Below are 26,959 nucleotides of genomic sequence, written 5' to 3'. Positions count from 1 at the left end.
ACGATGAACGACGGCAGCACGCGCCGGGAAGCAAGGCTCGACCGGCGATCGCTGCGGCGCCGGTGGATCGGCGGCGCGGTGGCGGTCGTGGTGGCCGGCGCCCTGGCCGCCGGAGCGATGACGTACTTCGACGTCTTCTCGGACACCGGCGAGACCGTGCACCTCGCCGGCGGACAGGACCAGGCGCAGGGCGGCGGCGCCCCGGGCAACTCCCTGACCCGGATGCCCACCGGCCCGGAGCCCGAACTCAAGATCGCCGGCACCATCCCGGAGGACGGCAGCAAGGTCATGGTCACCACCCTGGCCGGCAAGAAGTCCGGCTTCACGGGCAAGGTCTGGCTCTGGCTGCCGCCCCAGTACAAGGACCCCAGGTACGCGCACAGCGGCTTCCCCGTGATGATCGCGCTGCCCGGCGGCGCCGGCTTCCCCACGAACTACTGGATGGGCAAGGACCTCAAGCTGGAGGCGAGCATCTCCAAGTGGTCCCAGGACGGCAGCAGCCTGCCCTTCATCCTCGCCATGCCCGTCCTGAACCCGCAGCCCGAGTCGAAGGACGGGCTGTACTGGGACGGCAGCGACATCCCCGACCAGCCCAAGATGGGCACCTGGCTCACCGAGGACGTCCCCGACCTGGTGCGGTCGGCGTTCCGGACCATCAAGTCCAGGGACGGCTGGGCCTTCATGGGCAGTTCCACGGGTGGTTTCGCGGGCCTCAAGGCGGTGCTCCAGAAGCCCGACCTGTTCAAGGCCGTGATCGCCGGCGGGCCGGACATCGTGCCCGACTCCCGGCTGTGGAACGGCCATCCGAAGGAGAAGGCGCAGAACAGCCCGCCCCAGCTCGCCAAGGAGCTCATCGACCGGCACGGTCCCGACGTCTACCTGGGCTTCCAGGTCGGCACCAAGGGCAGTGACGTCGCGAACCGGCCGCCCATCGAGAAGTTCATAAAGGACTACGGCAAGGGGCCGGTCAAGACCATGTTCCGTGTCGACGAGGGCGGCGGCCACGACGCCTACACCTACGTCCCCGGCATGCACGACAACGGCCTCATCCAGTGGATCAGTCAGCACATGCAGGGCCCCGTTCCCAGCTCCTGACCGGCGCCGATGCGCTGCGCGGGAGCAGCAGCGGGGTCGCCAGCAGGAGCACACCCGCCAGGCCGATGGCCGTACGCGGGCCGAGCAGGGCGCCCAGCACGCCCCAGAGGCCCGTCAGGAGCGCGGTCTGGGCCTTGGCCGTCACTGCCCAGGCGGACAGGGTACGGGCGACCCGGTCGGCCGCGGTGCGTTCGAGCCGGTAGGTGGCGCAGACGGGGTTGAAGACGCCGCAGCAGAAGACGAGCCCGAACTCGACGCCCATCACCAGCAGCAGCCCGCCGGTGCCCGGCCCGGGGAAGGCCAGGCCGAGGGGCCAGACGGCGCGGAGCGACCCGGCCACGAGCAGGACCCGGTGCTGTCCGAACCGCGCGACGAGCGGCCCGGCCAGCCGCGAACCGAGCAGCCCGCCGACCGCGGGCACGGCGAAGGCGAGGCCGTACTGCCACGGCGCGAACCCGAGCCGGCCGAGCATCAGGACGGCCAGCAGCGGCGAGGCGGCCATCACCAGGGCGTTGAACGAGGCGGTGTTGAAGAACAGCGGACGCAGCGTCGCGTCGGCGAGGATGTACCGCCAGCCGTCGAGCAGGTCCCCGGCCCGCATGCGCGGGGCCTCCCGGCGCTCGGGCAGCGGCTCGGGCCCGCCCATCGCCCGGATGCCCAGGGCCGAGAGCAGGTAGCTGACCGCGTCGGCCACCACCGTCGCCACCGGGCCGAGGAGCCCGATCGCGACGCCGCCCAGCGGTGGTCCGATGATCGTGGTCGTCCAGGCCGTGGACTCGAACCGGGCGTTGGCGACGAGCAGGTCCTCGGCCGGCAGCAGCGTCTTGAGGTACGCCCCGGAGGCGGCCCGGAAGGTGATGTCGGCCGCCGCGACGACGACCGAGACGAGGAGGAGCTGGAGGAAGGTGAGCACGCCGAGCGCGAACGCGGCGGGGATCGTCAGCAGGGCGGCGAAGCGCACCAGGTCCATCGCGATCAGCACCGGCCGCTTGCGGCGGAACTCCACCCACGGGCCGAGCGGCAGCGCCACGGCCGCGCCCACCGCGGCCCCTACGGAGGCGAGCGCGGCGACCTCGGCCGGCCCGGCGTGCAGGACCTGGATGGCGATCAGCGGGAACGCGCCGAAGGCGAGCCACGTGCCGAGCGCGCTGGTCCCGTACGCTCCCCAGAGCCAGCCGAACGGCCGCCCCAGCCGCCGCCCCGGCCGGTCCCCGCTGCTCATGCCCGCCGCCCCTCGCCGCTCACTCACTCGTACAACCGATCCGCGATCGGAAGTATCAAAGCGAGCGCCGTGGCCAGGGATCAAACAACCACCGGGCCACCAGCCACAACCACTGGTTGTGGACCTAGGCTGTCGACATGGACCTCGACACCGTCCGGACCTTCGTGGCCGCCGCTGACGCGGGCCAGTTCCAGGAGGCCGCCGCCGAGCTGGCGGTCACCCAGCAGGCCGTCTCCAAGCGCATCGCCGCCCTGGAGCGCGACCTCGGCGTCCGGCTGTTCACCCGCACCCCGCGCGGCGCCGAGCTCACCATCGACGGGCAGGCCTTCCTGCCCCACGCGCGCGAGCTGCTGCGCGTCGCCGAGCGTGCGGTCGCGTCCGTGCGCACCGGCCGCCGTCCGCTGCGCGTCGACGTCATCGCCTCGCGCAGCGCGCAGTCGGCGCTGATGCGCGGCTTCCACCGCGCGCACCCCGACATCGAGCTCGACGTGATGATGCTGTTCGACGTCGAGACGGCCGTCGCCGCCATCCGGTCCGGTGCGATCGACGCGTCCTTCCGCGCCGTAGCCGTCCCGGGCCGGCCCCTTCCCGAGGACATCGAGGCCGTCCGGGTGCTCGACGAGCCGCTCGAACTCCTCACCGGCCCCGCCCACGCGCTCGCGGGCGCCCGGTCGGTGACCCTCGCCGAGCTCGTCGGGCACCGGATCTGGATGCCCGGCATCGTCCCCGGTACCGAGTGGGCGGCCTACTACGACGACCTGGTCGCCGAGTTCGGCCTCACCATCGAGGCGACCGGTCCGAACTTCGGCTCCGACGCGCTCCTCGACACCATCGCCGACACCCCCGCCCTGGCCACCTTCATGGGCGGACGGACCCGCCTCGTCTGGCCCGCGGGCCACGGCCTGCGCCGGATCCCGGTGACCGGCCCGACGCCCGTCTACCCGCACTCGCTCCTGTGGCACCGCGACAACCCCCACCCGGCGCTGGCCACCCTCCGCGCCCACCTCGCCGCGACGGCGGAAGGCCACGAGACCGCCGGGACCTGGGTGCCGGACTGGGTGATCCCGCGCTGAACGCCGCTACCCCCGCCGCCCCTAGGTCGTGTCGTCGCGGACATCCGACAGACACCCCCTAGCCCTGGCGGCGGCCGAGCCCGTCGGCAGGGTTAGGGGGCAGGACCGCCAGGACCGGGGGCGCCGGCGAGGTGTGCTGGTGACCGCAGGGGTCGAAGGCCAGGACCACGGGCAGGCCGGGGCGCTGTCGCCAGGAGATGCGCTCCGGGGCGTCCTCGCACACGGGACAGCGGGGCAGCGGGCTCGGCTCCGACCGGCACTCGGGCGCGGCCGCGAGGGGCGTGGAGTGCTGATCGCGCATGGAGGCTCCCTGGTCGTGCGGTTGGGCTGATCGCACTGTGCCATGGACAGGGCCCCGTCCGCACGGGCGAATCCTCCAGTGTTTTGGCTGGTCAGGGGTGTGCTCCCCCGGAGGATTCCGGTCCTCTTGCGGGCACTTGGTCATCAACCGCGCTCTCCGGCGGCCGCCACCAGCCCCGATTCGTAGGCCGCGATCACCGCCTGGGCGCGGTCCCGGACGCCGAGCTTGCCGAAGATGCCCGTGATGTGGTTCTTGACCGTGGAGACGCTGATGTCCAGGTCCCGGGCGATCTCGGCGTTGTCGAGCCCGGTGGCCAGCAGGTGCCAGATCTCCAGCTCCCGCGGTGTGAGTTCGCCCGATATGGCGGTGGGCTGGCGCTGGGGCCGCGCGGGGGTCCGTACGTACGTGGAGATCAGCCGGGTGAGCAGGCGCGGCGCGACGGCCGCCTCGCCGGTGTGGACGGTGCGCACGGCGGCGCTGAGTTCCTCCGGGGAGACGTCCTTCGGCAGGAAGCCGTAGGCGCCGGCCCGCAGGGCGGCGACGACGTACTCGTCCATGTCGAAGGTGCTCAGGGCCAGTACGCGGGACTCGGGCAGGAGCCGGGCCAGTTCTTCGGTCGCCCTGACCCCGTCGAGCACCGGCATCCGGATGTCCATGACCACCACGTCGGGCCGTAGGCGCTGGGCGAGGGCGACGGCCTCGGCGCCGTCGCCTGCCTCGCCCACGACCTCGAACTCCGGGTCGGGGGCCAGGATCAGGGCCAGGCCGCGCCGTACCAGCGGCTGGTCGTCTGCGATGAGTACACGGATCACAGTGCCCGTTCCCCTCCCTCTCCACCCCGGTCGTCACCGGCCGCACCGGGGGCGGCCGGTATGCGCGCCGCCACCCGGAAGCCGCCGCCGTCGAGCGCGGCGGCTTCCAGGGTGCCGCCGTGCAGGGTGACCCGTTCACGCATTCCGATCAGACCGTACCCGGGACGGGGGGCCGGGTGCTGCTCCGGCGGTCGCCCGCCCGCCCCGTCGTCGCGCACCTCGACGGTGACCTCGTCGGGGCGGTACGTCAGCCGCACCTGGGCCCGGGCCTGCGTCGCGTGCTTGCGGGTGTTGGTCAGCGCCTCCTGCACGATGCGGAACACGGTCAGGCCCACGGTCGGGGGCAGCGGACGCTCCGCCCCGTCCACGGTGAACTCGGTGTCCGTCCCCGCCAGCCGGGCCTCGGTGACGATGCGGCCGAGGTCCCCGGCGCCGGGCTGCGGCGCCGGCGGGCCGTGCTCGGGTTCCTCTCCGGCCCGCAGTACGTCGAGCAACTGCCGCATCTCGCGCAGCGCCAGCCGGCCGGAGCCCTCCAGCGTGACCAGGGCCTCGCGGGCCGCCTCGGGGTCGTGCGCCAGGTTGGCCCGGGCCCCGCCGGCCATGAGCTGCATGGTGGTGATGTGGTGGGCGACGATGTCGTGCAGTTCCCGGGCGATGCGGCGCCGCTCGTCGGCCACCGCGCGGTCGGCCAGCAGGACGCGGTTGGCCTCGACCTCCCGCTGCCAGCGGCCCGTGACCACGGCCGTGGCGACGACCAGCGCCGTGGCCATCGCGTTGGCTCCGACGGACCAGAGGTCGGGGAGCAGTGAGCCGCCCTGGCCCACCGAGGGCAGGGGCACGGCGGCGAGGGCGGCACCCGCCGCGACCGCGGGCCGGCAGAACCTGGCCACCGAGTAGAGGGCGACCGCGAGGGCGAGGCCGAAGTGCGGTGACACCTCCGGGGTCGCGAGGTTGGGCACCACGCCCAGGGTCAGTACGACGGCGAGCACGGCCACCGGGTGGGTGCGGCGGGCGACCAGGCTCAGGGCCGAGGCCACGAGGGCGAACGCCCCGGCCACGGTGAGCAGCTGCCCGTCGGTGCGGTCTCCGACCGAGAAGCCGATCAGGTCCACCGCCGCGGCCCCGATGGCCAGGAGTGCGTCGTTGCGCGTCCAGGTCAGCAGCCTGTCGGTGCCCTTGCCCATCGGTTCGGTTCCTCCCCCGCCGGCTGCCCTTCCGGCCGGTGCCGGTGCGACGTGCAGCTTTTCCTTCGCGATCCATTCTGGCAGCGGTCGGGGCCGGTGGCACCGGCCCCCGGGCGGAGTCCGGACCAGGACCAGGGTCCTGGTCCGGCCGGGAGCCGCACCCTGGTCCCGGGCTGCGGATCATCCTGTGCCCGGACGCCCGTGGCGCGAGCGGCTGATGGTCTTGGAGCAGCCGGGAAACCCCGGCAGAAGTCACACAGACCGGAGGAGTCACGTGATCCGCGCCCTGACCGGATTCTCGACGAGAAGCCCGTGGAAGGTGATCGCCGTCTGGGCCGTACTCGGCATCGCACTGGCGTTCCTGGGACAGGCCATGGTCTTCCGCGCCACGCAGAGCGGCAGCGGTGATTTCCTGCCCGCCACCTACGATTCCGCGGCCGCCCTCAAGATCGCCGAGGAGAAGTTCGGGGTACGGTCCGACGCCAACCCGATGACCGTGCTGGTGGCCAGGAAGGACGGCAGGCCGCTGGAGCCCGCGGACGAGCGGCGCATCGACGACGAGGCCGCGAAGCTGGCCCGGCACCGGATCACCATGCCCAGGGCGGAGGAGGACCTGCCCTTCGCCCAGGACCATTCGCAGGCCCCGAAGGTCAGCCCCGCGATGACGGCTCCCGACCGGAGCTACCGGCTGCTGTCGGCGGAGCTGACGGGTGTCGCGGAGGATCCCGGAGTGCAGGCGACCTTCCGGGCATTCCGCGACCAGACGAAGGACCGCTTCGCCGAGGCGGGCCTGCGGACCGGGTTCACCGGCGGACTCGCCGACCGCGTGGACGCCGCCGATGCCGAGAAGACCCGGTCCACGGTCGTCGGCGCGGTGATGCTCGGCCTGATCGTGCTGCTGCACGTGCTGGTGTTCCGCAGTCTGCTCGCGGCGCTGCTGCCCCTGCTGATCGTCACCATCGTCGGCGGCGCCGCCACGGGTACGGTCATCGGCGGCGCACTGCTGACCGGCATCGACCTCGACGCGTCCACCCCGCAGCTGATCAACGTCGTCCTGGTGGGCATAGGCATCGACTACTTCCTCTTCCTGCTGTTCCGCTTCCGCGAGCAGTTGCGCAGGTACCCCGAGCAGTCCGGGCGCGACGCGGCGGCCGAGGTCGCCGGGCGCGTCGGTACGGCCGTGACCTCGGCGGCCCTGACCATCGTCGCCGCGTTCTCCACCCTCGGGGTGGCCTCCTTCGGGCAGTTCCGGGTGCTCGGTCCGGCCGTCGCGGTGGCCGTGCTGGTGATGCTGCTGGGCAGCCTCACCCTGATGCCTGCTCTGCTGGCCGTCACCGGGCGCAAGATGTTCTGGCCCTCGCGCTCCCTGAAGCACACTCCCCGCCCGGGCTCCGCCGACCGGCTGGGTGACCTGGTGGCGCGGCGCCCGCTGGCCGCGGTGGTCGTCTGTGTAGCGCTGCTCGGCGCCCTGGCCGCAGGTGTGGCCGGCATGCGGATGGACTACGGATCGAGCAACGCGGGCGGTGAGCGTACGGCTGCCGCGGACACCGCGGCCGAGATCGCCCGCGCCCTGCCCGCCGGCGTGTCGGACCCGATCACCGTCTTCGTCGCCGCGAAGGACGGGGGCACGGTGCGCGCCGAGGCGATCGCCCCGCTGGCCGGCGCGCTGGCGAAGGTGGACGGCGTGGGCCGGGTCGCCCCGACCGTGCTGAACGAGGACCGCCGGGCGGCCCGGATCGACCTGTTCCCGACCGCCGATCCGCACGGGCAGGAGGCCCGCGATCTGGCGTCCGGCCCGGTCCGGAAGGTGGTTGCCGAGCACCGGCCGGAAGGCACCGACGCGCATGTCGGGGGTACCGCCGCGGTGTTCGCCGACATCTCCGTGGCCGTGGACAAGGACCTGAAGGTGGTCTTCCCGGTGGCGGCGGCGCTGATCGCGGTGATCCTGTTCCTGCTGCTGCGCAGCCTGCTCGCGCCGCTGGTCCTGCTGATCTCGGTGGGGCTCGGGTTCGCCGCCACGCTGGGTGCCTCGACGCTCGTCTTCCAGCATGCGCTGGACCAGCCGGGCGTGGCCTTCTCGCTCCCGCTCGTGCTGTTCCTCTTCGTGGTCGCGCTGGGCACCGACTACAACATCCTGGTGACCGACCGGATCCGCGAGGAGATGCAGCGCCCCGGCTCGGCCCGCGCGGCGGTGGCCCGGGCGGTGCGGCACACCACGCCTGCCATCGCGACGGCCGGCCTGGTGCTGGCCGCCTCCTTCGGGAGCCTCGCCGTCACCCCGGCGGCGGCCACGCAGCAGATCGGTTTCGCGACGGGGCTCGGGATCCTGCTCTCCGCCTTCGTCCTGTCGATCGTCCTGGTGCCCGCCTGCGCGGCGCTGCTGGGCCGGTCCATCTGGTGGCCGGTCCGGCCGCCCGTCGGCGCCGAGCCCGTCGAGGAGTACGCCGGGTCCCCGCGGCACCGGGTCCCGGTCGGCTGAGCCACCGGCCGGCGGACCCCGGCGCCGGTGCACGCGGGAACGTACTCAGGTACGCGCCGCACGTGCGCCGGCGCCGGCGGGCGTCTCAGACGAGCTTCTTGTCGACCTCGGGGTGTTCGGTCAGCCAGGCGCGGACCGCCTGCTGTTCCTTGCCCTTGCCGGCTTCCTGGATCTTGGCTTCCAGGCCGGTCAGCTGCTCCTCGGTGAGCTTGAACGAGCGCAGCCATTCGGCCACCCGCGGCTCGTCCGCGGCGAAGCCCTTGCGCGTGACGGTGTGGATGCCGTCGCCCTTGCCCCACACGCCCTTGGGGTCCTCCAGCTTGCGCAGGTCGTACGAGGCGTACGCCCAGTGCGGCGACCAGAGCACGGTCACGATGGGCTCCTGCTTCTCGTAGGCGCGCTTGAGCTCGGCGAGCATGCCCGGCGTGGAGCCGTCGACGACCTTGTACTCGCCGTCCAGGCCGTACTCCGGCAGGAGCTTGTCCTTCAGGATCCCCATCGCGCCCGCGCTGGGCTCGATGCCGATGATGCGGCCCTTGAACTCGCCGCCCTTGCCCTTGAGGTCGGCGAGGGACTTCACGTCCTTCATGTAGGACGGGACCGCCAGCTCGATGGAGGTGGGGCCGTACCAGGCGCCGAGGTCGTCGAGCTTGTCCCCGTACTTCTTCCAGTACTCGGCCTGCGTGACCGGCAGCCAGGCGTCGGTCTGGAAGTCGACCTGGCCGCCGGCGAGGCCGGTGAACAGGGCGCCGAGCTCCAGCTGCCGGGCGTCGACCCGGTAGCCGCGGCGCTCCAGGAGCTCCTTCCACAGGAAGGTGGAGGCGATGCCCTCGTCCCACGGGATGTAGCCGATGCTGACCTTGTGGCCCTTGCCGACGTTGTCGGCCCCGGCGGCGCTCGTGCTCACCTGGCCGGCGCCGCCGAAGGCGTTCAGTCCGCCGGCGACGAGGGCGAGGACGACGGCTCCGGCGATGGCGTGGACCGGCTGCGGCCGGTGGTTCCACAGCCGGGTGAGGCCGGTCGCGGCGGACCGGGCCTTGGCGAGGGAGCGCCTGCCGAGCGGGGAGACCTGGCGGCCCAGTGCCCCGGTCATCCGGTCCAGGTACATGGCGAGGATGACGATGGAGATGCCCGCCTCGAAGCCGAGGCCGATGTCGACGCTGCCGATGGCGCGGTAGACGGCGCCTCCGAGTCCGCCGCCGCCGACCATGCCCGCGATGACGACCATGGACAGGCCCAGCATGATGACCTGGTTGATGCCCGCCATGATGGTGGGCAGGGCCAGCGGGAGCTGTACGCGGACCAGGGTGTCGCGCGGTGTGGTGCCGAAGGCGTCGGCGGCCTCGACGAGTTCGGCGTCGACCTGGCGGATGCCGAGCTCGGTCATCCGTACACCGGGCGGCAGCGAGAAGATGATCGTCGCGATGATGCCGGGCACCACGCCCACCCCGAAGAAGATGATGCCGGGGATGAGGTAGACCATGGCCGGCATGGTCTGCATGAAGTCCAGGACGGGCCGCAGGGCGGCGCTGACCCGGTCGGAGCGTGCGGCCCAGATGCCCGTCGGGACGGCGAAGGCCAGGGTGACGAGGGTGGCGACCAGGACCAGCGAGAGCGTGGACATGGCGTCCTGCCACAGGCCCACGGAGTCGACCAGCGCGAAGCCCGCGAAGGCCAGCAGGGCGGCGAGCAGACCGCGCAGCCACCAGGCGGCGACGGCGAGGATGCCGGCGAAGAGCAGCGGGGACGGTGCGGACAGGACGGTCTCGATGCCGTCGTAGAGGCCGGTGACGACCGTGCTGACGGCGTCGAACAGCCAGGAGAGGTGGAGCTGGAGGAAGTCGACGGCGCTGTCGACCCAGGCTCCGAGGTTCAGGCGGGGCATCAGGCGGCCACCTCCGTGCAGGCCATGGGGGGTCGCTGCTCGTCGCCGATGAAGGCGATGAGGCGGTCCTGCGGGACCGAGCCGACGACGGCGCCGTCGTCGTCGGTGACGGAGACCGGGTGGGGTACGCGGGCACTGACCGCGCACAGATCGGCGAGCGGGGTGTCGGGGCTGACGGTCGGGCAGTCACAGGCGGTGGAGGCCGCCGCCACCCCGTCGGCGGAAGCGTCGGAGGCCCCGGGCCCGTCCATGACCGCTTCGGCCGTGAGGACGCGCGAGCGGTCGACGTCCTGGACGAAGGAGGCGACGTAGTCGTCGGCGGGGCGGGTGAGGATGTCCTCGGCCGTGCCCTGCTGAACGATCCGGCCGTCGCGCATCACGGCGATCGCGTCGCCGAGGCGCATGGCCTCGTTCAGGTCGTGTGTGATGAACACGATGGTCTTCTTGAGCCGTTTCTGGAGTTCCAGCAGCTGGTCCTGCATGTCGCGGCGGATCAGCGGGTCGAGGGCGCTGAAGGACTCGTCCATCAGGAGCAGGTCGGCGTCGGTCGCCAGCGCGCGGGCGAGGCCGACGCGCTGCTGCATGCCGCCGGACAGTTCGTCGGGCCAGGACGTCTCCCAGCCGCCGAGCCCGCACAGCGCCAGCGCCTCGGCGGCGCGCCGTTCGCGCTCGGCCCGGGGGACGCCCTGGACCTCCAGACCGTATGCGGCATTGGCGAGGACGTCGCGGTGCGGGAAGAGCGCGAAGTGCTGGAAGACCATGCTGATCCTGGTGGACCGTACGTGGCGCAGCTCGCGCGGCGACAGCGTGGTGAGGTCCTGGCCGTCGAAGAGGATGCGTCCCGCGGTGGGTTCGAGCAGTCCGTTGAGCATGCGCAGCAGAGTCGACTTGCCCGATCCCGACAGACCCATGACGACGAATATCTGGCCGGGCTCGACGCGGAATGTGGCGTCGATCACCGCGGCCGTCGTTCCTTCGGCGCGCAGTTCGTCGCGGTCGGTGCCGGCTTCGAGGGCGCGGACCGCGGCTGGCAGGTCGTCGGGGCGTCTGGCGAACACCTTGTACACGTGCTCGGCCTGGAGCGTGGACACATACACCTCGCGGGTAGTACCGGGAACGGCTGTCCGGTCGCAAAGCGGCCGGTGCGCCGTGGAGCGGTACGGGATCTGCCCGCATGCACCATGCCCTCCGGCCGTTTCGGCCGGAGGGCATGGTTCCGCTCCAGTAGCGCACGTGCCCGCCATTCGCCTGCGCAAACGCAAAGGTGATCTAGCTCACGTGGTACGGCCCGTCAGGCCGGGCGATTGCCACCGGCCGGCGTCTCGCGTTCCGGCGCCGCCGGAACCTCCGGATCGTCCAGCATCGAGGAGCGCAGGTGCGCGAGGAGCCGGCCGAGGAGGCGGGACACCTGCATCTGGGAGATGCCGAGGGCGGCGCCGATCTGGGCCTGGGTCAGCTCGTCGCCGAAGCGCATCCGCAGCATGCGGCGCTCCCGGTCGGTGAGCTGTTCGAGCAGCGGCGCGAGGGTCTGGATGTCCTCGACGCGCTCCAGCGCCGGCTCCTCCTCGCCCATGACGTCGGCGAGGGTGTGGCCCTCTGCCGGGCCGTCGCCGTGCTCGGCGTGCGGGGCGTCCAGGGAGCCGCTGGTGTGGCCGTTGGCGGCGACGAGCCCCTCGATGACCTCCTCCTCCGTGAGGGAGAGGTGCCGGGCGAGGTCGGCGACCGTCGGCGAACGGTCGAGCTCGGCGGTCAGCTCCTCCTTCGCCTTGGCGATGTCGATCCGCAGCTCCTGGAGGCGGCGCGGGACGCGCACGGCCCAGGTCGTGTCACGGAAGTGCCGCTTGATCTCACCTGTGATGTACGGCATGGCGAGGGTGGAGAACTCGTTCTCGCGGGCCGGGTCGAAGCGGTCGATGGCCTTGATCAGGCCGATGGTGCCGACCTGGACGATGTCCTCGATCTCGCCGCCGCCCGCGGCGTCGCCGGAGCCGCGGGCGCGGAAGCGGCGGACGGCGTACTGGACGAGCGAGGCGTTCATCTCGATCAGCGTGCTGCGGACGTAGCGGTACTCCGGGGTGCCCTCGTCGAGTTCGCGCAGCCGCCGGAAGAACAGCCGCGACAGCTCCCTCGCGTCGGCGGGAGCCACCTCCCGGGGCTCGTCGATCCGGGGCAGACCCGCGCTGAGGGCGGCCGCCGCGCCGCTCCGGCGGGGGCCGGGGACGACGACGGCGGCGGCGGTCGCTGTGGGACGGGGGTCGGCGGTATGGGAGTACGGGGCGGGGACCGGCATGGGGTTCGCTCCTTGGGCTTGTCGGCTTGCGGCGCGGGACCTTGACTGCCGTAGATGGTGGACCCGTTCTGCTCGTACGTCAAGAATTACCGGAAACGCGCTTCACGTCTTGCATCACATGAATCGTGTGTCGCATCATGACCGCATGGGGAGCAGCGCAGGCCGTCAGAACTGGACATTTCTGACAAATCACGCACGTGTTCTGGTGACCATCGCCCGGGACCCGGCGGTGCGTCTGCGCGACGTCGCGCAGACGTGCGTGCTGACCGAGCGGACGGTGCAGGCGATCGTCACCGACCTGGAGACGGACGGATACCTGCGGCGGGTGCGCGACGGCCGGCGCAACCGCTACGAGATCTCGGCGGGCGCGGTCTTCCGGCACCCGGCCGAGGCCGGGGTCCAGGTGGCGGGCCTCCTCGCGCTCCTGACGGGCGTCCCCGCCACCTCGGACTCCCCCGACCTCCCGGAGGGCACGGACGAGTCCGAGGCCCTGGACATGCTGGGCCTGGACCCGGTTCCGGACTCGGCGGCGGACCCGGTCCCGGACCTCGTCCCGGACCTCGCCGCCGACTGACGGGCGGGCGAGTTCGGCCCGGTCTGGCGTTTCGGCGTGCGCGGCGGTGCCCGCGTGGGCGACGGTGTCTCCATGGAATGGACACTCGAAGTCATCCCGGTACCCGTCACCGACATGGACCGCGCGAAGGAGTTCTACGCCGACAAGGTGGGCTTCAAAGTCGACCTCGACGACGAGGTGGCCCCCGGCGTGCGCATCATCCAGTTGACCCCGCCCGGCTCGCGGTGCTCGATCGCGCTGCTCAAGGGGATGCCCACCGCGCCCGGTACGAAGCCCATGGAGCCGGGCACACTGCACGGGCCCCAGCTCTGCGTCACGGACATCGAGGCGGCCCGCCGGGAACTGTCGGACCGGGGCGTGGACGTGTCCCCGATCCGCCACATCGGCGCGATGGGCTGGGAGGACGGCAAGGGCGACACCTGGAACTCCTTCATGTCCTTCGAGGACCCGGACGGCAACGGCTGGGTGGTCCAGGAGGCGCCATCCCCGCTGTCCGAACGCTGAGCGCGGACCTCCCCGGGGCCGCCCCGGTGACCGGCCTCAGGTGACGAGGAACCCCGGGGCCGGGCGGTCCCGGTGGAAGGTCAGCCGGTCCCAGGTGGGGAAGGCCAGGTCGGTGACGGCGAGCAGCCGGCCGGCGGTGTCGTGCAGGGTGCGGCGTACGGAGAGCCCGGCGGCGGGGGTGGCGGTCGGCGGGTGGCTGGTACGCGTCATGGTGATGGTCTCGGCGACGCGGCCGGCCACCGCGGCCCGCTCCAGCCAGTGGTGCAGGGGACGCAGGTCCTCGTCCCGGACGGCCGCGGCCGCGCGGTCGCGGTAGCGGGCCAGTTCGGGCGTCGCGGCGACCGTGCGCGGACAGAGGTACGTCACGGCGTGCCGGAGTATCTCGCCCGTCGGGCCGAGGTCGCGATGGTGGTGGACCAGGGTCCGGTCGCCGCCGCGCATGCCGAGCAGGGCGGCGGTCGAGGGCGCCACGGTGATCAGGGTCAGCCAGCTCTGGGTGGGGGCCGTGACGGGTGCGGCCGCCTGGCTCGAAGGGGCGGACGGGTTCGACGGGCCGGACGGGCCCGGACGGGCCTGTGCACCGGGCGCGGAGCGGGTACCGCGGCGGCCGGTGACGATGAGGCCGTCCTCGCGCAGGCTCTGCAGGGCGGCCCTGATGGTCTGCCGGTTGACCTGGTAGCGGGCGGCCAGGCTGCGCTCGGAGGGCAGTCTGCTGCCGGGGGTGTGCGCGGTGCGGTCGAGTTCGTGCCGCAACGCTGCGGCGATCCGCTGGTACTTGGGCGTGGCGGCCGGGCCGCCGCCCCGCGAGGGGGAGGGCATGGCTTCTCCTCTGACGGGTGGTCAAGGACTGCGCGGTCTGCTCGACCAACGTAGCATTGGTCTATACCTATTGGCAGGTGGGTCTCCCCGGAGCCGCACGGTTTGGCCGGAATCCACCCCTCCGAGGGGCGTCACCCCTGGGCCCGGAGGCTCGCCAGCTCGCTCTCCGCGATGCTGAGACCGTGGACGTCCCCGCCCGACCGGAACAAGGCCATGGACTTCTCGAAATGGAAGTCCGCAGCCTTCATCTGACCTCTGGCGCGCCTCAGTAGTCCCAGCTCGTAGTGCACCCCGCCCTGGCCCACGGGATGTCCGATGCGCCGGTACAGCTTGAGAGCACGCTCCAACTGCACTTCGGCCAAGGCGAATTCACCGCACTCCCGGGCGACGCAACCCAGTTCGTAAATGGCACCGGCCTCACCCCGGGGATCCTTGGTGCAGCGACTGATGTCCAGCACACGCTTCTGGTACGTCTCGCACGCACCGTACTGCTCCCGCCGACGGGCCAGCGAGCCCAGCACATGCAGCACTTCGCACAACCCGACGGAATTCTCACCCTTCTCGTACAGTTCCATCGCCCTGGTCAGCTGAATCTGCGCGGCCTCCAGTTCCGCGTTCCTCAGCGCGACCACACCGAGTTCATGACGAACACTGGCCTCGCCATCGCGGAGTCCCGCCTGCTCGCAGAGCGCCAGGGCCCTGTGGAGGTAGTGACGCGCCTGAGCCGTGTCGTGGCGCACCCGCTCCACTGTCGCCAGCACGTGGAGCGCACCGACCTGGCCCCTTACGTCTTTCCGTTGTTGGAAGATCTTCAGGGCTTGGCGTTCGAAATGTTCCGCCTGGTCCAGCCGGCCCGCCTCATTCGCGATGGAGCCCAGTGCGTACAACGCCTTGGCCCGCCCGGATTGGAGTCCGACCGTTGTGCCGATTTCGAGGGCCCGATGATTGAACTCGCCGGCGCGGACCAGATCTCCGCAGTGCTGCTTCAGGTCTCCCATTTCGTGGAGGGTCAGGCATTGGCCTTCGCGGTTCCCGGCCTGTTCGTACAGCTTGAGGGAGGCGTGCAGCTGCTTCTCGGCCCGGCCGATCTGACCCTTCTGCCGGGCAATGGCTCCCTGAGCCCGCAGCACGCCCGCCTGTCCTTCCCCGTTGCGGGTCGCCCGGTAGAGCTGCGACGCGCGACGGAGGTGCCTCTCGGCCGTGCGCAGGTCCCCGCGGGCGCCCGCCAAGGGGCCCAGCTCCGCGAGCACCGCCGCCTCGCCCGCTGCGTCGACTGCCGCTTCGTACAGCTCTGCGGCGCGGAGGTACGCGAAGTACGCCAGTTCCGGCTGTGCGCCATGCTGTGCCACGTCCCCCGTGCGACGCAGGGCCAGCGCCAGTGTCCCGGGCAGCCGCGAGACCAGCCGCCGGGCCTGCTCGGGAGCGGTGGCGAGGCCCGCGTACGCCAGGACGCGGCCGAAGTCCCCGCCCGCGTAGGCCGTTTCCATCCTGCTGCGCCATTGCTCACTGCGCGCGTCATCACCCAGGGCGAGGCGGTGGTAGACCTCGTCGAGGAAGGAGTCGCGGCCCGCGTGGAACTCCAGTGCCCGCTCGTGCAGTTCGTCGAGCGTGGCCGTGCCGTCGAACCTGCCGTGATCGGGATCCTCCAGGAACTCCAGCAGAGCGCCCCGAACTTGGCGGTCCAACTCCCAGCGCAGACCGGAGTCGTCCAGGGGCTTGAAGAAGCAGTGCCGGGTGCAGGCCTCGAACCAGCCGTCCGCCAGCGGGTGGTCGGACAGGAGGTGCGCAAGGAACGGTCGCGTGATGCGAAAACGCCCCACCGCCGCCGCGCGCAGTACGACCTGCTGCTGTGCGGTGAGACGCGCGAAGAGGGTACCGAGGAGCCACTTCGTGACGGTCGCCTCCGTCCCCGGCGGCGGGACCTCGTCGCCCTCGCGGCCCCGCACGGCGTAGGCGGCCAGCGCGTTCCACAGGGGATGCCCGCCGAAGGCCTCGTGCACCCGCTGCACCAGCACGTGGTCCCGGATGCCGCACGAGGCGAAGAACGCCCTCGACTGCGCTTCGGTCAAGCGCCCCAGCTCCATGACCCGAGCCGCACCTGCATCCTGCGGCAGTTCCAGGCGCGTACGGCCCGCGAGCACGACGACCGTGCGCGGCGCCGCCTGCCGCAGCCGCGTCAGAACCCGGTGGAGGAACCAGGACGCCACTCCTCCACTTCCGCCACCGGCCACCGCGCCGCCCTGCTCGACCACGGCGCCGTCCAGGAAGGTCAGCCAGTCCGCGTTGTCCAGGAGCAGGATCCCGCGACGGTTCGACACCGCCGAGGCGACTTCCGTCACGGCTTCGAGGAGCGCCTCGCGGTAGGCGCGGTGCGCGGCGGCGCAAGCGCTGACCACGGTGATGGGGGACGCGGAGACCGAACTGGCTCCGGACACCTCCTGGGTGATGGTGACGGAGCCGGACGGCAGCGACGCGACCGCCTCGCGGACCGCCCGCGTGAAACGCCGGCGCACCCGTCCGCGGCGCCACCGGGGCAGCCAGACGAGCAGCGCCTCGCCGAGGTCGTGCGCGATCTGGCCCGGTAGGTCGAGACCGCCGGGAGCGATCCCGGCCACGGTGTCGTCCAGGGCGTCGCCGAGGCGCAGGTAGCTCCGGTTCCAGCCGGGCGGTGCGCAGCGGGCGATTTCCGTGAGCAGAGCCGTTTTCCCCAGGCCCGACTCCCCGAAGATTCCGAGGATCCCCGCCTGCTTTCTTTCCGCGTGCGCGAAAAGCTCCGCGACGGCGTCCATTTCCTCCTGCCGGCCGACGAATCGGCCCGGCGTGACCGGCCCCATCCGCCGGTCGCACGCTTGTCGCATTCATGCCCCCGGTACGCCGTTCAGCGGTTCCGCGCCGCACCCTAGCGCTCCCGAAACCCCCGCGCACGAGAAGCCGGGCAACTACCCTTTTTGGAAAGAGCCCTTCCCCCGGCCGACCCGAAGAGGTTCCCGTGCCCGCACTCAGCCGCCCGCATGCCGCCGTATCGGCGGCCGTCGGAGCCGCCGGATCGCTCTTGACCAACTTTTTCACCGCACAGCCGAGTTGGATTGTCGGCGTCGGTCTGGCCCTGTGCGTGACGGTCGCGGTGATCCTGGCCTGGACGTCGCCCGCACACGGCACACCGCCTGCCGCTCCCCCCATTGTTCGACAAACCGTGACCGGCAACTCCCATATTGCGGGCGGCCGTACCACCGCCACGGGGGACGTCGAGATCAATGTGGCGGTACGCGATCGATCACGCCTCGACAATTCGTCCACGACGGGCAGTCGGGGAAAGATCGAACGCACGGTGAAAGACCGTTCCACCGTGACCGGTCACGACGTCGAATCCCCCTGACCCGCCGCGGTACGCAGGGGGTTGGGCAGCGGTAGGTAGCGGGCGTCCGCCCCGTCGGCGCGCGTCCAGCGCAGCAGGAGGTTGGTCTTGGCCGGGAGCGAGGGGGCGCGGAGCAGAGCCGCGATCTCGGGCAGGGGCCTGGCCGCGTCGTAGCGCAGGAACTCCTCCCGGGCCGCGGGCCACAACCCGGCGGCGGTGTGCGGGTGGTGCTGCGCGAGGGCGCCCGCGATCTCGGTCAGGTGGTTGACCACCAGGCAGTAGACGAGCCGCTGCCAGGCCGCCTCGCGCGGCAGGTCCGCCGGCAGCTTCACGCCCTCCGCGTCCCGGAAGAGCGCCTGCGCGGGCATGCCCTCGGTGTCGACGGCGATCAGGGCGTTCTGGAGGTGCGCCTCCAGGACGATGCCGCGGCCCGCGAACAGGTCCAGCACCGGTGGCACCACGCTGCGCAGGTACGCCCGCCACCACCCCGCGGGGTCGGCCGTGCGCTCCAGCGGACTGCCCGGGAAGCCCTCGGCGAGCGCGGCGGCCAGCAGCGGGGTGCTCCCGGGCTCCAGGTGCCCCCGCAGGCCGTCGCGCACCAGTACCGCCAACTCCTCGAAGGCGAAGGCGGCGGTGCGGTAGCCGCGGTCGGCGAGCCAGCCCGCCTTCGATCCCGACCGGCGCAACTGCGCGAAGCCCGCCTCCACGGCCGCGTCCGTGCGCCGTAGTTTCAGCAGGTCGTGCCGCCACAGCCGGCGCACGTCATTGGTGATCCGCACGTCGAGGCTGAACTTCACGAAGAGGTCGGCGGCCGCACCGGGCACGTACACGGTCCGGATCGAGGCGGTCGGCCAGACCGGCAGCCGCCCTGTTCCCAGCCGGAGCAGCCGCCCGTCCTCGAAGGCCTCGCGCATCCCCGGCCGCCCCGCGACCAGATCGAGCTGCCAGGGGTGGGCCGGCAGCAGCCGGTATCCGGCGGGTGCGCGCGGGCCGTCGAGGAGCTCGGCGAGCGAGTCGACCGCGGCGCCGGCCCGCGGGCCGCCCTCCTCGACCACCTGGTCCTCGCGCAGGCCCAGGAAGACCAGCGGGAACCGGGCATGGGCCTCGGGCGCGTACGGCAGCCAGCTCGCGGCGGGGGCCCCGCCGCGGGCCTTGGGCGCCGGGTGGTGCGGGTGCCCCATGACCAGCGACTGCTCGGACAGCACGTACGGGTCGGCCGGCTGCTCGGCGGCGGCCCGGGCGGCCAGCAGGGCCGCGACGGTCTCCCGGCTGTCGGTGATCTCGACCGGCAGCTCGTCGTTGGAGACCCCGGTGTACTCGCGCAGTTCGTCGGAGGTGAGTTTGACCAGTTCGGTGTGGGTGAGCGGATGCCAGCCGTCCGCGGTGCGCAGTTCGGGTCGTGCGGGCCGGCGTCCGCCGCGTACCCGCAGCAGTCTCCCGCTGCCCCGCAGCCGGTGCGCGCCGTTCCCCTCGGGTTCGGCCACCTCCCGCAGGAGGCAGTTCAGCAACGGGGCTGCGGCGTACGCGTCGGCGGCGGCGTTGAGGTCCACTGGTTCCATTCGGTCCATCCGGAGCGCCGGCGGAGCGCGGGGCGCGACACCGGCCGTGATCTTCAGTATCCGCGATGATGAACTGATCATCACCGCTTCCGTGAGAGGAGCAGGGCCCTGCACTCCAGCGCGTACCTCCCCGACCCGATCCCCGGCTCTCCGGCCGCCTGCCCGGCCGAGGAGGCCGTCGCCGCCGGGCTGGCCGGCGTACGTCCGTCCCTCGTGGCCGCGTACGCCGGCGCGCTTCCCGGCGCGCGGGCCGCCGTGCTGACCCGGCTGTGGCGGGGGCTGGCCTTCGATCCGCTGCCGTGGGTGGAGCGCCGGGAGCGGGGGTCCGGCACCCTGGCGCTGGTCCTGGCCGGGGGCGGGCGGCTGGAGGGGCCGCTGCCGGATCCCTACGCGACCGGGCCGTACGTGGACGAGGTACTGCTGGACGGGCGCCCCTACCGGCAGGCCGCCTGGCTGATGACGGAGCTCGGTGTGCGCTTCGGAGCCGGGTCCGGGTCCGGGTCCGGGCCCGAGTCCGGGTTCGCCTCCGAACTGGACGGCAGTACGGCCTCCCTGGCACTGTCCCGGGCCGGCCAGCCGGTCCGGCAGGCGCCTCCGGCGACCACCTGGGAGTGGGAGCAGCGGGTCGTCGACGGCCACCCGTACCACCCCAACTGCCGCTCCCGGCCCGGCTTCTCGGTGGCCGAGCAGCTCGCGTACGGGCCCGAGCACCGGCCTCTGGTCGAGCTCGGGCTGGTCGCCGTACGCGCCGAGGAGTGCCTGGTCACCGGGGAATGGCCGGACCACCTCCGCGACGGCGGGCGGATCCTCGTACCGGTGCATCCGTGGCAGGCCGAGCACGTGCTGAAGCGGGAGGAGGTCCGGCCCGGGTTCGCGGCGCATCCGCTGATGGCCCTGCGCACGCTGGCGCCGGCCGCGGGCGGGGCGCACGTCAAGACCGCACTCAGCGCCCGGCTGACCTCCTCCGTGCGGGACATCTCCGGCTACTCCATCGAGACGGCCGCCGTGCTGTCCGCCTTCACCCAGGCCCTGACCGAGCGGCTCGACGGCCGGCTGCACTTCACCCGCACCCTGGGTGCGGCGGGCGCCCACAGCCCGGACCTGGCGGCAGTGCTGCGCGAACCGCCGGAGGCCTTCGCGGACACCGCGGCCGGCGAGCGCGTGGTACCCCTGGGCGCGCTGGCCGCCACCCCGTACGCGCGTTCCGCGCCCTGGCGGGCGGACCTGGCCCGCCTCGCGCTCGGCGTCGGGCTGCGGCTGCTGGACCTCGGGGTGGCGCTGGAGGCCCACGGCCAGAACCTGCTGGTGGTGCTGTCCTCCGCCGGCGCTCCGCTCCGGCTCGTCTACCGCGACCTGGCCGACATCCGGATCAGCCCGGTCCGGCTCGCGGAGCACGGTGTGCCGGTGCCCGCGCTGTCCGGCCGGCTGGTCAACGACGACGTCGGCGTGCTGCGGCGCAAGCTGTTCGGATCCCTGGTGGCCGGCGCCCTCGGGTCCACCGCGGGCTCGGCGGCCGCGCTCGGGGAGGATCTCGCGCGGGCGACGGCGGGGCTGGCGCCGACCGCCGACACCGATGCCCTGCTGACCGGGCCGCTGCCCACCAAGGCGCTCACGCTGATGCGGCTGAGCCCCGGGACGCCGGGCGACCAGTGGGCGGAGCTGCCCAATCCGCTGTCGGCCACCTGACGTTCACCGGTCCGATGGTCATCCGATAGTCGGCTGTACGGCCGCCAGGGCGGCGGAGGTGGGCCGTTCGGGGGGCAACTCTTCCCGCGTGGGCCCGCCTTCCCTCCGATCGGCCGCGGCGGTGGCAGGAAGGAGGCATGAGCCTCCACCGCCGCCAGGTCCTGACGAGTGCCGCACCGGCCGTACTCGCCACCCTCGGCGCGGCTCCCCGGCCGCGGGTCCCGGACTACGGGACCCTCGCCCGGTCGCTCGACGGGCGGGTGGTGGTGCCCGGGGACAGGGACTTCGCCGAGGCGCGCCGACTCTTCCAGCCCCGGTACGACGCCGTCGCACCGGGCGCCGTGGCCTATCCGGCACACGCCGGGGACGTGGCCGTCTGCCTGGACTTCGCGCGCCGTTCGGCCGTGCCGGTGGTGCCCCGCGGCGGCGGGCACAGTTACGCGGGCTGGTCCACCTGCTCCGCCGGGCTCGTGGTCGACGTCGGGGCCATGGCCGCGGTATCGATCGACGGGGGCTCCGGCTCCGGGTCGGGCGTACGGATCGGAGCGGGGGCCCGGCTCGGCGACCTCAACGCCTCCCTCGCCGGGCGCGGCCTGGCGGTCCCGGCCGGCCTGTGCCCCTCCGTCGGCATCGCGGGCCTCACCCTCGGCGGCGGGCTGGGCCTGTCCTCCAGGGCCTACGGCACCACCTCCGACCAGCTCACCGGTGCCACCGCGGTGACCCCCGACGGCACCGTCCGCGAGGTCGGCCCCGACCGGGATCCCGGCCTCTACTGGGCCCTGCGCGGCGGCGGGGGCGGCAACTTCGCGGTGGCCACGGAGTTCCGCTTCCGTGCGCACCCGGTCACCGACTGCGCCTTCGCCGAACTCCACTGGCCCGAGGCCGGCTCCCCCGCGGTGCTCGCCGGCTGGCAGCGCTGGCTGGCGGGGCTGCCCGACCCGTTCTGGAGCCAGGTGGAGTTCACCCTCGACGCAGGTCCCGCCCCGGCGCCCGCCGTACGGGTGGTCTGCCTCGACGGGCGCCGCGAGCTGGAGGGGCAGTTGACCCGCCTGTCCGACCTCGTCGGGAGTCCGGCGCGGGACAGCTGGGTCGTCGTACGGAGCTACGGCGACACCGTACGGGCCATGTCGGGCTGCCTGGAGCGGACCGCCGCCCAGTGCCGGCTCCCCGGCACCCTGCCCGGCCACGATCCGCAGGGCCGGCTCGGCCGCGACTCGTACGCCGCCCGCTGCGACTTCTGGCCCGCGGGCGGCCTGCCGGAGCCGGCCGTGGCCGCGGTACTGGCCGCCGTCCGGCGGTACGCGCGGAGCGTGCCGCGCGGCGGAACCGGGGTGGTCCAGTTCGACGGGGTCTGCGGCGGCGCCGTGAACCGGCTGGCGGCCGGCGCCACCGCCTTCGCCCACCGGGACAGCGCCTTCCTCGCCCAGTACCTGGCCTATTGGCCGCAGTCCGCGACGGCCGCCGAGGTGGCCCGGCACCAGGACTGGCTCGACGGGCTCTGGCGGGACCTGCGCCCCTGGGCGGGCGGCGGCGCGTACCAGAACTACACCGACCCGAAGCTCGCCGGCTGGCGCGAGGCCTACTACGGGCAAAACCTCGCCCGCCTGGAGGAAGTCCGGCGCACCTACGACCCGGACCGGCTGTTCCGCTTCCCCCAGGCCGTCTGAGGACCTGGACCCGATCAGCGACGAAGAGGAGACGGACATGCGACGTGCGTTGACGGTGGCGGCGGCGACGGCCGCCCTGCTGCTGCCCGGCGGCCCCCTGCCGGTCGCCGAGGCCGGCAGCGCCCAGCCGCCGGCCGGCAGTTGGTCGGCACGCGAGGCGGAGTCCTTCTGGACGGCCGACCGGATGGCCTCGGCCGTGCCCATCTCCCGCGGCGGGCAGGCCGCGGCCGGCAACGGCACCGGCCAGGACTTCGACGGCATCCCGGTCGTCGGCCGGATGTTCGTCATGAAGGGCGGCGGCGCGTACTTCTGCACCGCGAGCGTCGTCGCCTCCCCCGGCCACGACCTGGTGCTGAGCGCGGCGCACTGCCTGCTCGGCACGGACGCCCGGCAGGTGGCCTTCGTACCGCAGTACACCTCCGCGAACCCGCAGCCGTACGGGATGTTCCCGGTCCTGCGGGACGCCGCCGGGAAGTCGAAGGTGTGGATCGACCCGCGCTACCGCAGCCTGGGCGCCGACCGCGGGGCCACCCTCGACGTGGCCTTCGCGCAGGTAGGCCCGGACGCCGACGGCTTCCCCGTGGAGGACGTGGTGGGCGGGAACCGGCTGGTCACCGGCGCCACGTACGCCCATCCGAAGGTGTCGCTGATCGGCTATCCGGCGTCCGCGGCGCGCCCGCGGCTGTGCGTGAACAAGACGACGAAGTTCACCAGCTCCGATCCCAAGATCCCGGGATCGTTCCTGCGGATCGCCTGCACCGGCTACCCGGGCGGGACCAGCGGCGGCCCGTTCCTGACCCGGTACGACGAGCGGACGGAGACCGGCGACGTGGTCGGGGTCATCGGCGGCTGGAAGACGGGCGGGGACACGGCCGACATCTCGTACAGCTCCTACTTCGGCGCGGAGGTCAAGGAGTTGTACCGGAAGGCGGTTGCCGGGGCGCGGGCGCGGTGAGGACCTGCTGACGGACCCACCGGGTGCGGCGCGGGTTCCCGACCGTGCGCGGGAGCGCCGGGAGCCCGTCGGCGGTCAGCGGGTCGGCGGGCGCGAGGCCCAGCTGGCGGCGCAGGTCCGCGAGGGCCGCGTGGACCGGCGCGAGGATCACCTCCGCGCCGGGATGGGCGTACGTCAGCGCGTGCGCGGTGGTCTCGATGGCCTCGGCGGCGTCCTCGGCGGCGCTCCGGCTCCACGCCCCGGGCGCGGCGGGGCCCCACGGCGCGACGGCGTCGTGGAGGTGGCAGGCGGCATCGGCCACGGCGTCGGCCCGTTCACCGACGCCGGGCGCCGCGATGGTCGGCAGCTCCATGCCGGGTCAACGAGCGGGGCCCGCCGGGGGAACGACCCGTCTCACGGGGCGACGGCCTGGAGCCAGAGCGGCAGCAGCAGGAGGGAGACGACCGAGCTCTTGATGACGATGGAGGCGGAGAGGTCCACGCCCACGTCGTAGCGCTGGGCGAAGATGAACAGGTTCTGCGGTGTCGGCATCGCCGCTATCAGGACCAGGTACGTGAGCCAGTCGCCGCGGACCCCGAAGAGCGGCCCGCACACCATCCAGGCCAGCAGCGGGAAGCCGAGGCATTTGAAGGCGACGATGGCGGCCTCCTCGCGGGTGGTGCCCCGGACGTCCAGGCCGAGGCCGCCCAGGTGCAGGCCTAGGGCGAAGAGGGCCACCGGGGAGGCGCTGCCGCCGACGAACGCGGCCCCGTCCAGCACCACCTTCGGTACGTGCACCGACAGCAGGTTCAGCAGTATTCCCGCGTTGCAGGCGAGGACCAGCGGGGTGGCGAGCGAGGCGCCGACGGCCCGCGCGAGGCGCCGCCCGGGGCCGCCGGCGCCGGGGCCCGCGCGGCCCAGCTCCATGATGGCGATGACGACGAGGGACAGCACGCACACCTGGAACAGCAGCACCGGGAATATCGGCGCCGCCGTCCCGAAGAAGGTGATGAACACGGGGACGGCGAAGTACGCGGTGTTCACCTGGACCCCCGCCATCACGCGCAGCGCGACGGCTCGGGGCTCCCGCACGCCGTAGGCGCTCGCGGCGAGGGCCACCGCCACGACGGCCAGGGCCGCGGCGGCCGCGTAGGCGCCGATCGCGCGCCAGTCGAAGAGGGCGGCGAGGTCGGCGGCGTAGATGTTGCCGAAGAGGTAGCAGGGGACCGCGAAGAGGAAGGCGTAGTCGGCGAAGGCCTTGGAGGCGTCGGCCGGGACGGTCTTGCGGCGTGCGAGCAGCACCCCGCCGCCGAAGGCCAGCAGGACCGGCACCAGCTTCTCCAGTGCTGCTGCCCCGCCCATGCGTACGGCTCCCCCGTGATCGACCGCGTGCAGCCTACCCGTACGCATAGGGTGGACCGATCATGAGCGACACACCCCGTACCCCCGCCAAGGCCCGCGGGCCGCGCGGGCCCCGTGCACTGGCCTCGCTGGGGGCGGCGCTGCGCACGCCCGCGCGGGCCGCGGAGCCGCTGTTCGCGCAGGCGCCCAAGGCCTGGCAGCGGCATCTGCCGTACCTCGTCACCGCCGTCTTCGTGATCACCCTGGTGCCGGTGACCATCACGGTGCTGAGCAACGACTACGCGATGGCCGGCGGCTGGGCGGGCGCCCTGGGCGTGGCGCAGACGGTGCCGTTGCTGCTCGCCGTGACCCGGCCGCTGGCCGCGTGGCTGATCATCCTGCTCGCGGACACGGTCGGGGCGGTGGTGCTGATCCACGCCGAGCAGGTGGCCCGGCACTCCTGGCCGTGGACGCCGATGGTGATCGTCGGCTACCTGCTGCTGATGGCGTGCCTCGGGCTGCGCGAGTCGATCCGGACGCTGATCGGGGTGTGGCTGGCGACCGGTGCGGTGGGGGTGGTGCTGGGCTTCTTCAAGCCCGCCGGGGTGATCGACACGGTCGCGCTGCTGTTCGTGCTGAGCGGGGTCGTGCTGGCGCTGACCGGGGCGCTGCGCGGGCTGGGCGAGGCCCAGCGGCGGATCGCCGAGCAGGAGGTCATCAGCGAGGCCGAGCGGGCGCGGCGCACGCTGCTGGAGGAACGGGCGCGGATCACCCGCGAGTTGCACGACGTGGTGGCGCACCACATGTCGGTGATCACCGTGCAGGCCGATTCGGCTCCGTACCGGCTGCCCGGCATGTCGGCGCCGGTGCAGGAGGAGTTCGCGACCATCGCCGCCTCGGCCCGGGAGTCGCTGGGCGAGATGCGCCGGCTGCTAACGGTGCTGCGCGGCGACGGGGGCGACGGTCCCGGCGGGGAGCGTGCCCCGCAGCCGGGTCTGAGCCGCTTGCAGCAGCTGGTCGAGACGACCGTACGGGCCGGGCAGCCGGTGGAGTTGTCCCTGGCCGCGGGGGCGGCCGGGGCTGCTCCCCCGGCGGTGGACCTGTCGGCGTACCGGATCGTGCAGGAGGCCCTGGCCAATGTGGTGCGGCACGCACCCGGGGCGCGGACCAGGGTCTCGGTGACCGTCGACGAGGACGAGATCCTCGTGCTGGTGGTCAACGGCCCGGCGCGCGAGGCCGTGGTGGAGCTGGAGAGTTCGGGCACCGGCCACGGTCTGGTGGGGATGCGGGAGCGCGTACGGTTGACGGGCGGGACGCTGGACACCGGTCCGCTGCCCGACGGCGGCTTCCGGGTCGCCGCCCGCCTCCCTTTGGTCTCCCCTGACGGGGCCGCCCGCTTGAACGAGGAGCCCAGTTGACCATCCGCGTCATCATCGTCGACGACCAGGCCATGGTGCGGGCCGGGTTCGCCGCGTTGCTGTCGGCGCAGGCCGACATCGACGTGGTGGGCGAGGCGCCCGACGGGAGGCAGGGCGTACAGGTCTCGCGCACCGTGCACCCCGATGTGGTGCTGATGGACGTGCGGATGCCGGAGATGGACGGGCTGACGGCGGCCCGGGAGATCCTCGACCCGCCGCCCGGGGTGGTGCACCGGCCCAAGGTGCTGATGCTGACCACCTTCGACATCGACGACTACGTGTACGAGGCGCTGCGCGCGGGCGCCTCGGGCTTCCTGCTCAAGGACGCCCCGCCCGCCGACCTGATCGCGGCGGTCCGGGTGGTCGCTTCGGGCGAGGCCCTGCTGGCGCCCTCGGTGACCCGGCGGCTGATCGCCGACTTCGTCCAGCAGCGGCCGGCCCCGCGCAAGGACCCGGCGCTGCGGCTCAACGGCCTGACTCCGCGTGAGACCGAGGTACTGGAACTGATCGCCCGCGGGCTGTCGAACCAGGAGATCGCAGGGCACCTGGTGCTGGCGGAACAGACGGTGAAGACCCACATCGGCCGTGTCCTGGGCAAGCTCGACCTGCGCGACCGCGCCCAGGCGGTGATCTTCGCGTACGAGGCGGGCCTGGTCCGCCCGGGCGACTCGGCCTGACGCCGCGCTCCCTCTCACCCGGAGCTCCCGCCGTGTCGGAGCTCTGAAGGCCTGCTGCTGCGGGAGCCTGCTGCCTGGACAGGA

At 73.0% G+C, this 26,959-nt stretch carries 23 protein-coding genes; 11 read left to right on the top strand and 12 right to left on the bottom strand.

Annotated features, from left to right (window positions below):
- Positions 1 to 3: 3 nt before the first annotated feature.
- Positions 4 to 1,095 carry an alpha/beta hydrolase gene (locus tag ACZ7GJ_RS20545; protein WP_470753517.1) on the top strand — a complete coding sequence of 364 codons (1,092 nt, stop codon included), beginning with the start codon at positions 4 to 6 and terminating at the stop codon, positions 1,093 to 1,095.
- Here the strand turns inward: ACZ7GJ_RS20545 and ACZ7GJ_RS20540 are convergent.
- Positions 1,058 to 2,317, bottom strand: coding sequence for an MFS transporter (locus tag ACZ7GJ_RS20540; protein WP_470753515.1), 1,260 nt, complete (start codon positions 2,315 to 2,317; stop codon positions 1,058 to 1,060). The genes ACZ7GJ_RS20545 and ACZ7GJ_RS20540 overlap by 38 nt on opposite strands.
- Before the next feature lie 137 nt (positions 2,318 to 2,454).
- Here ACZ7GJ_RS20540 and ACZ7GJ_RS20535 point away from each other — a divergent pair, with 137 nt between their 5' ends.
- Complete coding sequence (locus ACZ7GJ_RS20535) at positions 2,455 to 3,390, top strand: LysR family transcriptional regulator (protein ID WP_470753514.1); 936 nt, start codon at positions 2,455 to 2,457, stop codon at positions 3,388 to 3,390.
- 58 nt (positions 3,391 to 3,448) lie between these two features.
- On the opposite strand, the gene ACZ7GJ_RS20530 is transcribed toward ACZ7GJ_RS20535, so the two are convergent.
- The 3 genes from ACZ7GJ_RS20530 to ACZ7GJ_RS20520 form a co-directional block, all read right to left on the bottom strand.
- Positions 3,449 to 3,691, bottom strand: coding sequence for a hypothetical protein (locus ACZ7GJ_RS20530; protein WP_470753513.1), 243 nt, complete (start codon positions 3,689 to 3,691; stop codon positions 3,449 to 3,451).
- A gap of 143 nt (positions 3,692 to 3,834) precedes the next feature.
- Positions 3,835 to 4,503 (bottom strand): response regulator, encoded by a 669-nt coding sequence (locus ACZ7GJ_RS20525; protein ID WP_470753512.1) that lies wholly within the window; start codon positions 4,501 to 4,503, stop codon positions 3,835 to 3,837.
- Positions 4,500 to 5,687 (bottom strand): sensor histidine kinase, encoded by a 1,188-nt coding sequence (locus ACZ7GJ_RS20520; protein WP_470753511.1) that lies wholly within the window; start codon positions 5,685 to 5,687, stop codon positions 4,500 to 4,502. Before ACZ7GJ_RS20520 ends, ACZ7GJ_RS20525 begins: the two co-directional genes overlap by 4 nt.
- Positions 5,688 to 5,961: 274 nt before the next feature.
- Here ACZ7GJ_RS20520 and ACZ7GJ_RS20515 point away from each other — a divergent pair, with 274 nt between their 5' ends.
- Positions 5,962 to 8,166 carry an MMPL family transporter gene (locus ACZ7GJ_RS20515; RefSeq protein ID WP_470753509.1) on the top strand — a complete coding sequence of 735 codons (2,205 nt, stop codon included), beginning with the start codon at positions 5,962 to 5,964 and terminating at the stop codon, positions 8,164 to 8,166.
- An 85-nt stretch (positions 8,167 to 8,251) separates the two neighbouring features.
- Here the strand turns inward: ACZ7GJ_RS20515 and ACZ7GJ_RS20510 are convergent, their stop codons facing one another.
- The 3 genes from ACZ7GJ_RS20510 to ACZ7GJ_RS20500 form a co-directional block, all read right to left on the bottom strand.
- Positions 8,252 to 10,051, bottom strand: a complete 1,800-nt coding sequence (locus ACZ7GJ_RS20510) for an ABC transporter permease/substrate binding protein (RefSeq protein WP_470753508.1) — start codon at positions 10,049 to 10,051, stop codon at positions 8,252 to 8,254.
- The gene (locus ACZ7GJ_RS20505) at positions 10,051 to 11,142 is read right to left on the bottom strand and encodes a quaternary amine ABC transporter ATP-binding protein (RefSeq protein ID WP_470753507.1); all 1,092 of its coding nucleotides are present in this window, start codon (positions 11,140 to 11,142) and stop codon (positions 10,051 to 10,053) included. The genes ACZ7GJ_RS20510 and ACZ7GJ_RS20505 overlap by 1 nt, the downstream gene beginning before the upstream one ends.
- 200 nt (positions 11,143 to 11,342) lie before the next feature.
- Positions 11,343 to 12,341, bottom strand: coding sequence for a SigB/SigF/SigG family RNA polymerase sigma factor (locus tag ACZ7GJ_RS20500; RefSeq protein ID WP_470753504.1), 999 nt, complete (start codon positions 12,339 to 12,341; stop codon positions 11,343 to 11,345).
- Between the two features lie 205 nt (positions 12,342 to 12,546).
- On the opposite strand from ACZ7GJ_RS20500, the gene ACZ7GJ_RS20495 reads away from it, so the two are divergent.
- Together ACZ7GJ_RS20495 and ACZ7GJ_RS20490 are read left to right on the top strand one after the other, a co-directional pair.
- A complete protein-coding gene (locus ACZ7GJ_RS20495; protein ID WP_470753501.1) occupies positions 12,547 to 12,915 on the top strand; it encodes an ArsR family transcriptional regulator in 369 nt (122 codons plus the stop codon).
- A 72-nt stretch (positions 12,916 to 12,987) separates the two neighbouring features.
- Entirely contained in the window at positions 12,988 to 13,419 is a 432-nt protein-coding gene (locus ACZ7GJ_RS20490; RefSeq protein WP_470753499.1) for a VOC family protein, read from the top strand.
- Positions 13,420 to 13,455: 36 nt separating this feature from the next.
- Here ACZ7GJ_RS20490 and ACZ7GJ_RS20485 read toward each other — a convergent pair whose 3' ends face one another.
- Positions 13,456 to 14,238 (bottom strand): GntR family transcriptional regulator, encoded by a 783-nt coding sequence (locus ACZ7GJ_RS20485; RefSeq protein ID WP_470753495.1) that lies wholly within the window; start codon positions 14,236 to 14,238, stop codon positions 13,456 to 13,458.
- A 131-nt stretch (positions 14,239 to 14,369) separates the two neighbouring features.
- Positions 14,370 to 17,072, bottom strand: coding sequence for a tetratricopeptide repeat protein (locus tag ACZ7GJ_RS20480; RefSeq protein WP_470753634.1), 2,703 nt, complete (start codon positions 17,070 to 17,072; stop codon positions 14,370 to 14,372).
- A 155-nt stretch (positions 17,073 to 17,227) separates the two neighbouring features.
- Here ACZ7GJ_RS20480 and ACZ7GJ_RS20475 point away from each other — a divergent pair, with 155 nt between their 5' ends.
- Positions 17,228 to 17,614, top strand: a complete 387-nt coding sequence (locus tag ACZ7GJ_RS20475) for a hypothetical protein (RefSeq protein ID WP_470753492.1) — start codon at positions 17,228 to 17,230, stop codon at positions 17,612 to 17,614.
- Here ACZ7GJ_RS20475 and ACZ7GJ_RS20470 read toward each other — a convergent pair.
- Positions 17,593 to 19,161 carry an IucA/IucC family protein gene (locus tag ACZ7GJ_RS20470; RefSeq protein ID WP_470753632.1) on the bottom strand — a complete coding sequence of 523 codons (1,569 nt, stop codon included), beginning with the start codon at positions 19,159 to 19,161 and terminating at the stop codon, positions 17,593 to 17,595. The two genes, ACZ7GJ_RS20475 and ACZ7GJ_RS20470, sit on opposite strands and share 22 nt — an antisense overlap.
- A gap of 204 nt (positions 19,162 to 19,365) precedes the next feature.
- Here ACZ7GJ_RS20470 and ACZ7GJ_RS20465 point away from each other — a divergent pair, with 204 nt between their 5' ends.
- From ACZ7GJ_RS20465 to ACZ7GJ_RS20455, 3 genes are all read left to right on the top strand, one after another.
- Positions 19,366 to 20,838: an IucA/IucC family protein gene (locus tag ACZ7GJ_RS20465; protein ID WP_470753490.1), complete on the top strand. Its 1,473-nt coding sequence runs from the start codon at positions 19,366 to 19,368 to the stop codon at positions 20,836 to 20,838.
- 137 nt (positions 20,839 to 20,975) lie between these two features.
- Entirely contained in the window at positions 20,976 to 22,505 is a 1,530-nt protein-coding gene (locus ACZ7GJ_RS20460) for an FAD-binding oxidoreductase (protein ID WP_470753489.1), read from the top strand.
- Positions 22,506 to 22,542: 37 nt separating this feature from the next.
- The gene (locus ACZ7GJ_RS20455; protein ID WP_470753488.1) at positions 22,543 to 23,460 is read left to right on the top strand and encodes a serine protease family protein; all 918 of its coding nucleotides are present in this window, start codon (positions 22,543 to 22,545) and stop codon (positions 23,458 to 23,460) included.
- Here ACZ7GJ_RS20455 and ACZ7GJ_RS20450 read toward each other — a convergent pair.
- Entirely contained in the window at positions 23,414 to 23,812 is a 399-nt protein-coding gene (locus tag ACZ7GJ_RS20450; RefSeq protein WP_470753487.1) for a hypothetical protein, read from the bottom strand. The two genes, ACZ7GJ_RS20455 and ACZ7GJ_RS20450, sit on opposite strands and share 47 nt — an antisense overlap.
- Before the next feature lie 41 nt (positions 23,813 to 23,853).
- Entirely contained in the window at positions 23,854 to 24,801 is a 948-nt protein-coding gene (locus ACZ7GJ_RS20445) for an AEC family transporter (protein ID WP_470753485.1), read from the bottom strand.
- Between the two features lie 62 nt (positions 24,802 to 24,863).
- On the opposite strand from ACZ7GJ_RS20445, the gene ACZ7GJ_RS20440 reads away from it, so the two are divergent.
- The gene (locus ACZ7GJ_RS20440) at positions 24,864 to 26,198 is read left to right on the top strand and encodes a histidine kinase (RefSeq protein ID WP_470753484.1); all 1,335 of its coding nucleotides are present in this window, start codon (positions 24,864 to 24,866) and stop codon (positions 26,196 to 26,198) included.
- Complete coding sequence (locus ACZ7GJ_RS20435) at positions 26,195 to 26,875, top strand: response regulator (RefSeq protein ID WP_470753481.1); 681 nt, start codon at positions 26,195 to 26,197, stop codon at positions 26,873 to 26,875. The genes ACZ7GJ_RS20440 and ACZ7GJ_RS20435 overlap by 4 nt, the downstream gene beginning before the upstream one ends.
- Positions 26,876 to 26,959 lie beyond the last annotated feature (84 nt).

The organism is Streptomyces sp. NPDC037242, assembly GCF_055604165.1.
This window is presented reverse-complemented; position numbering and strand designations above follow the sequence as displayed.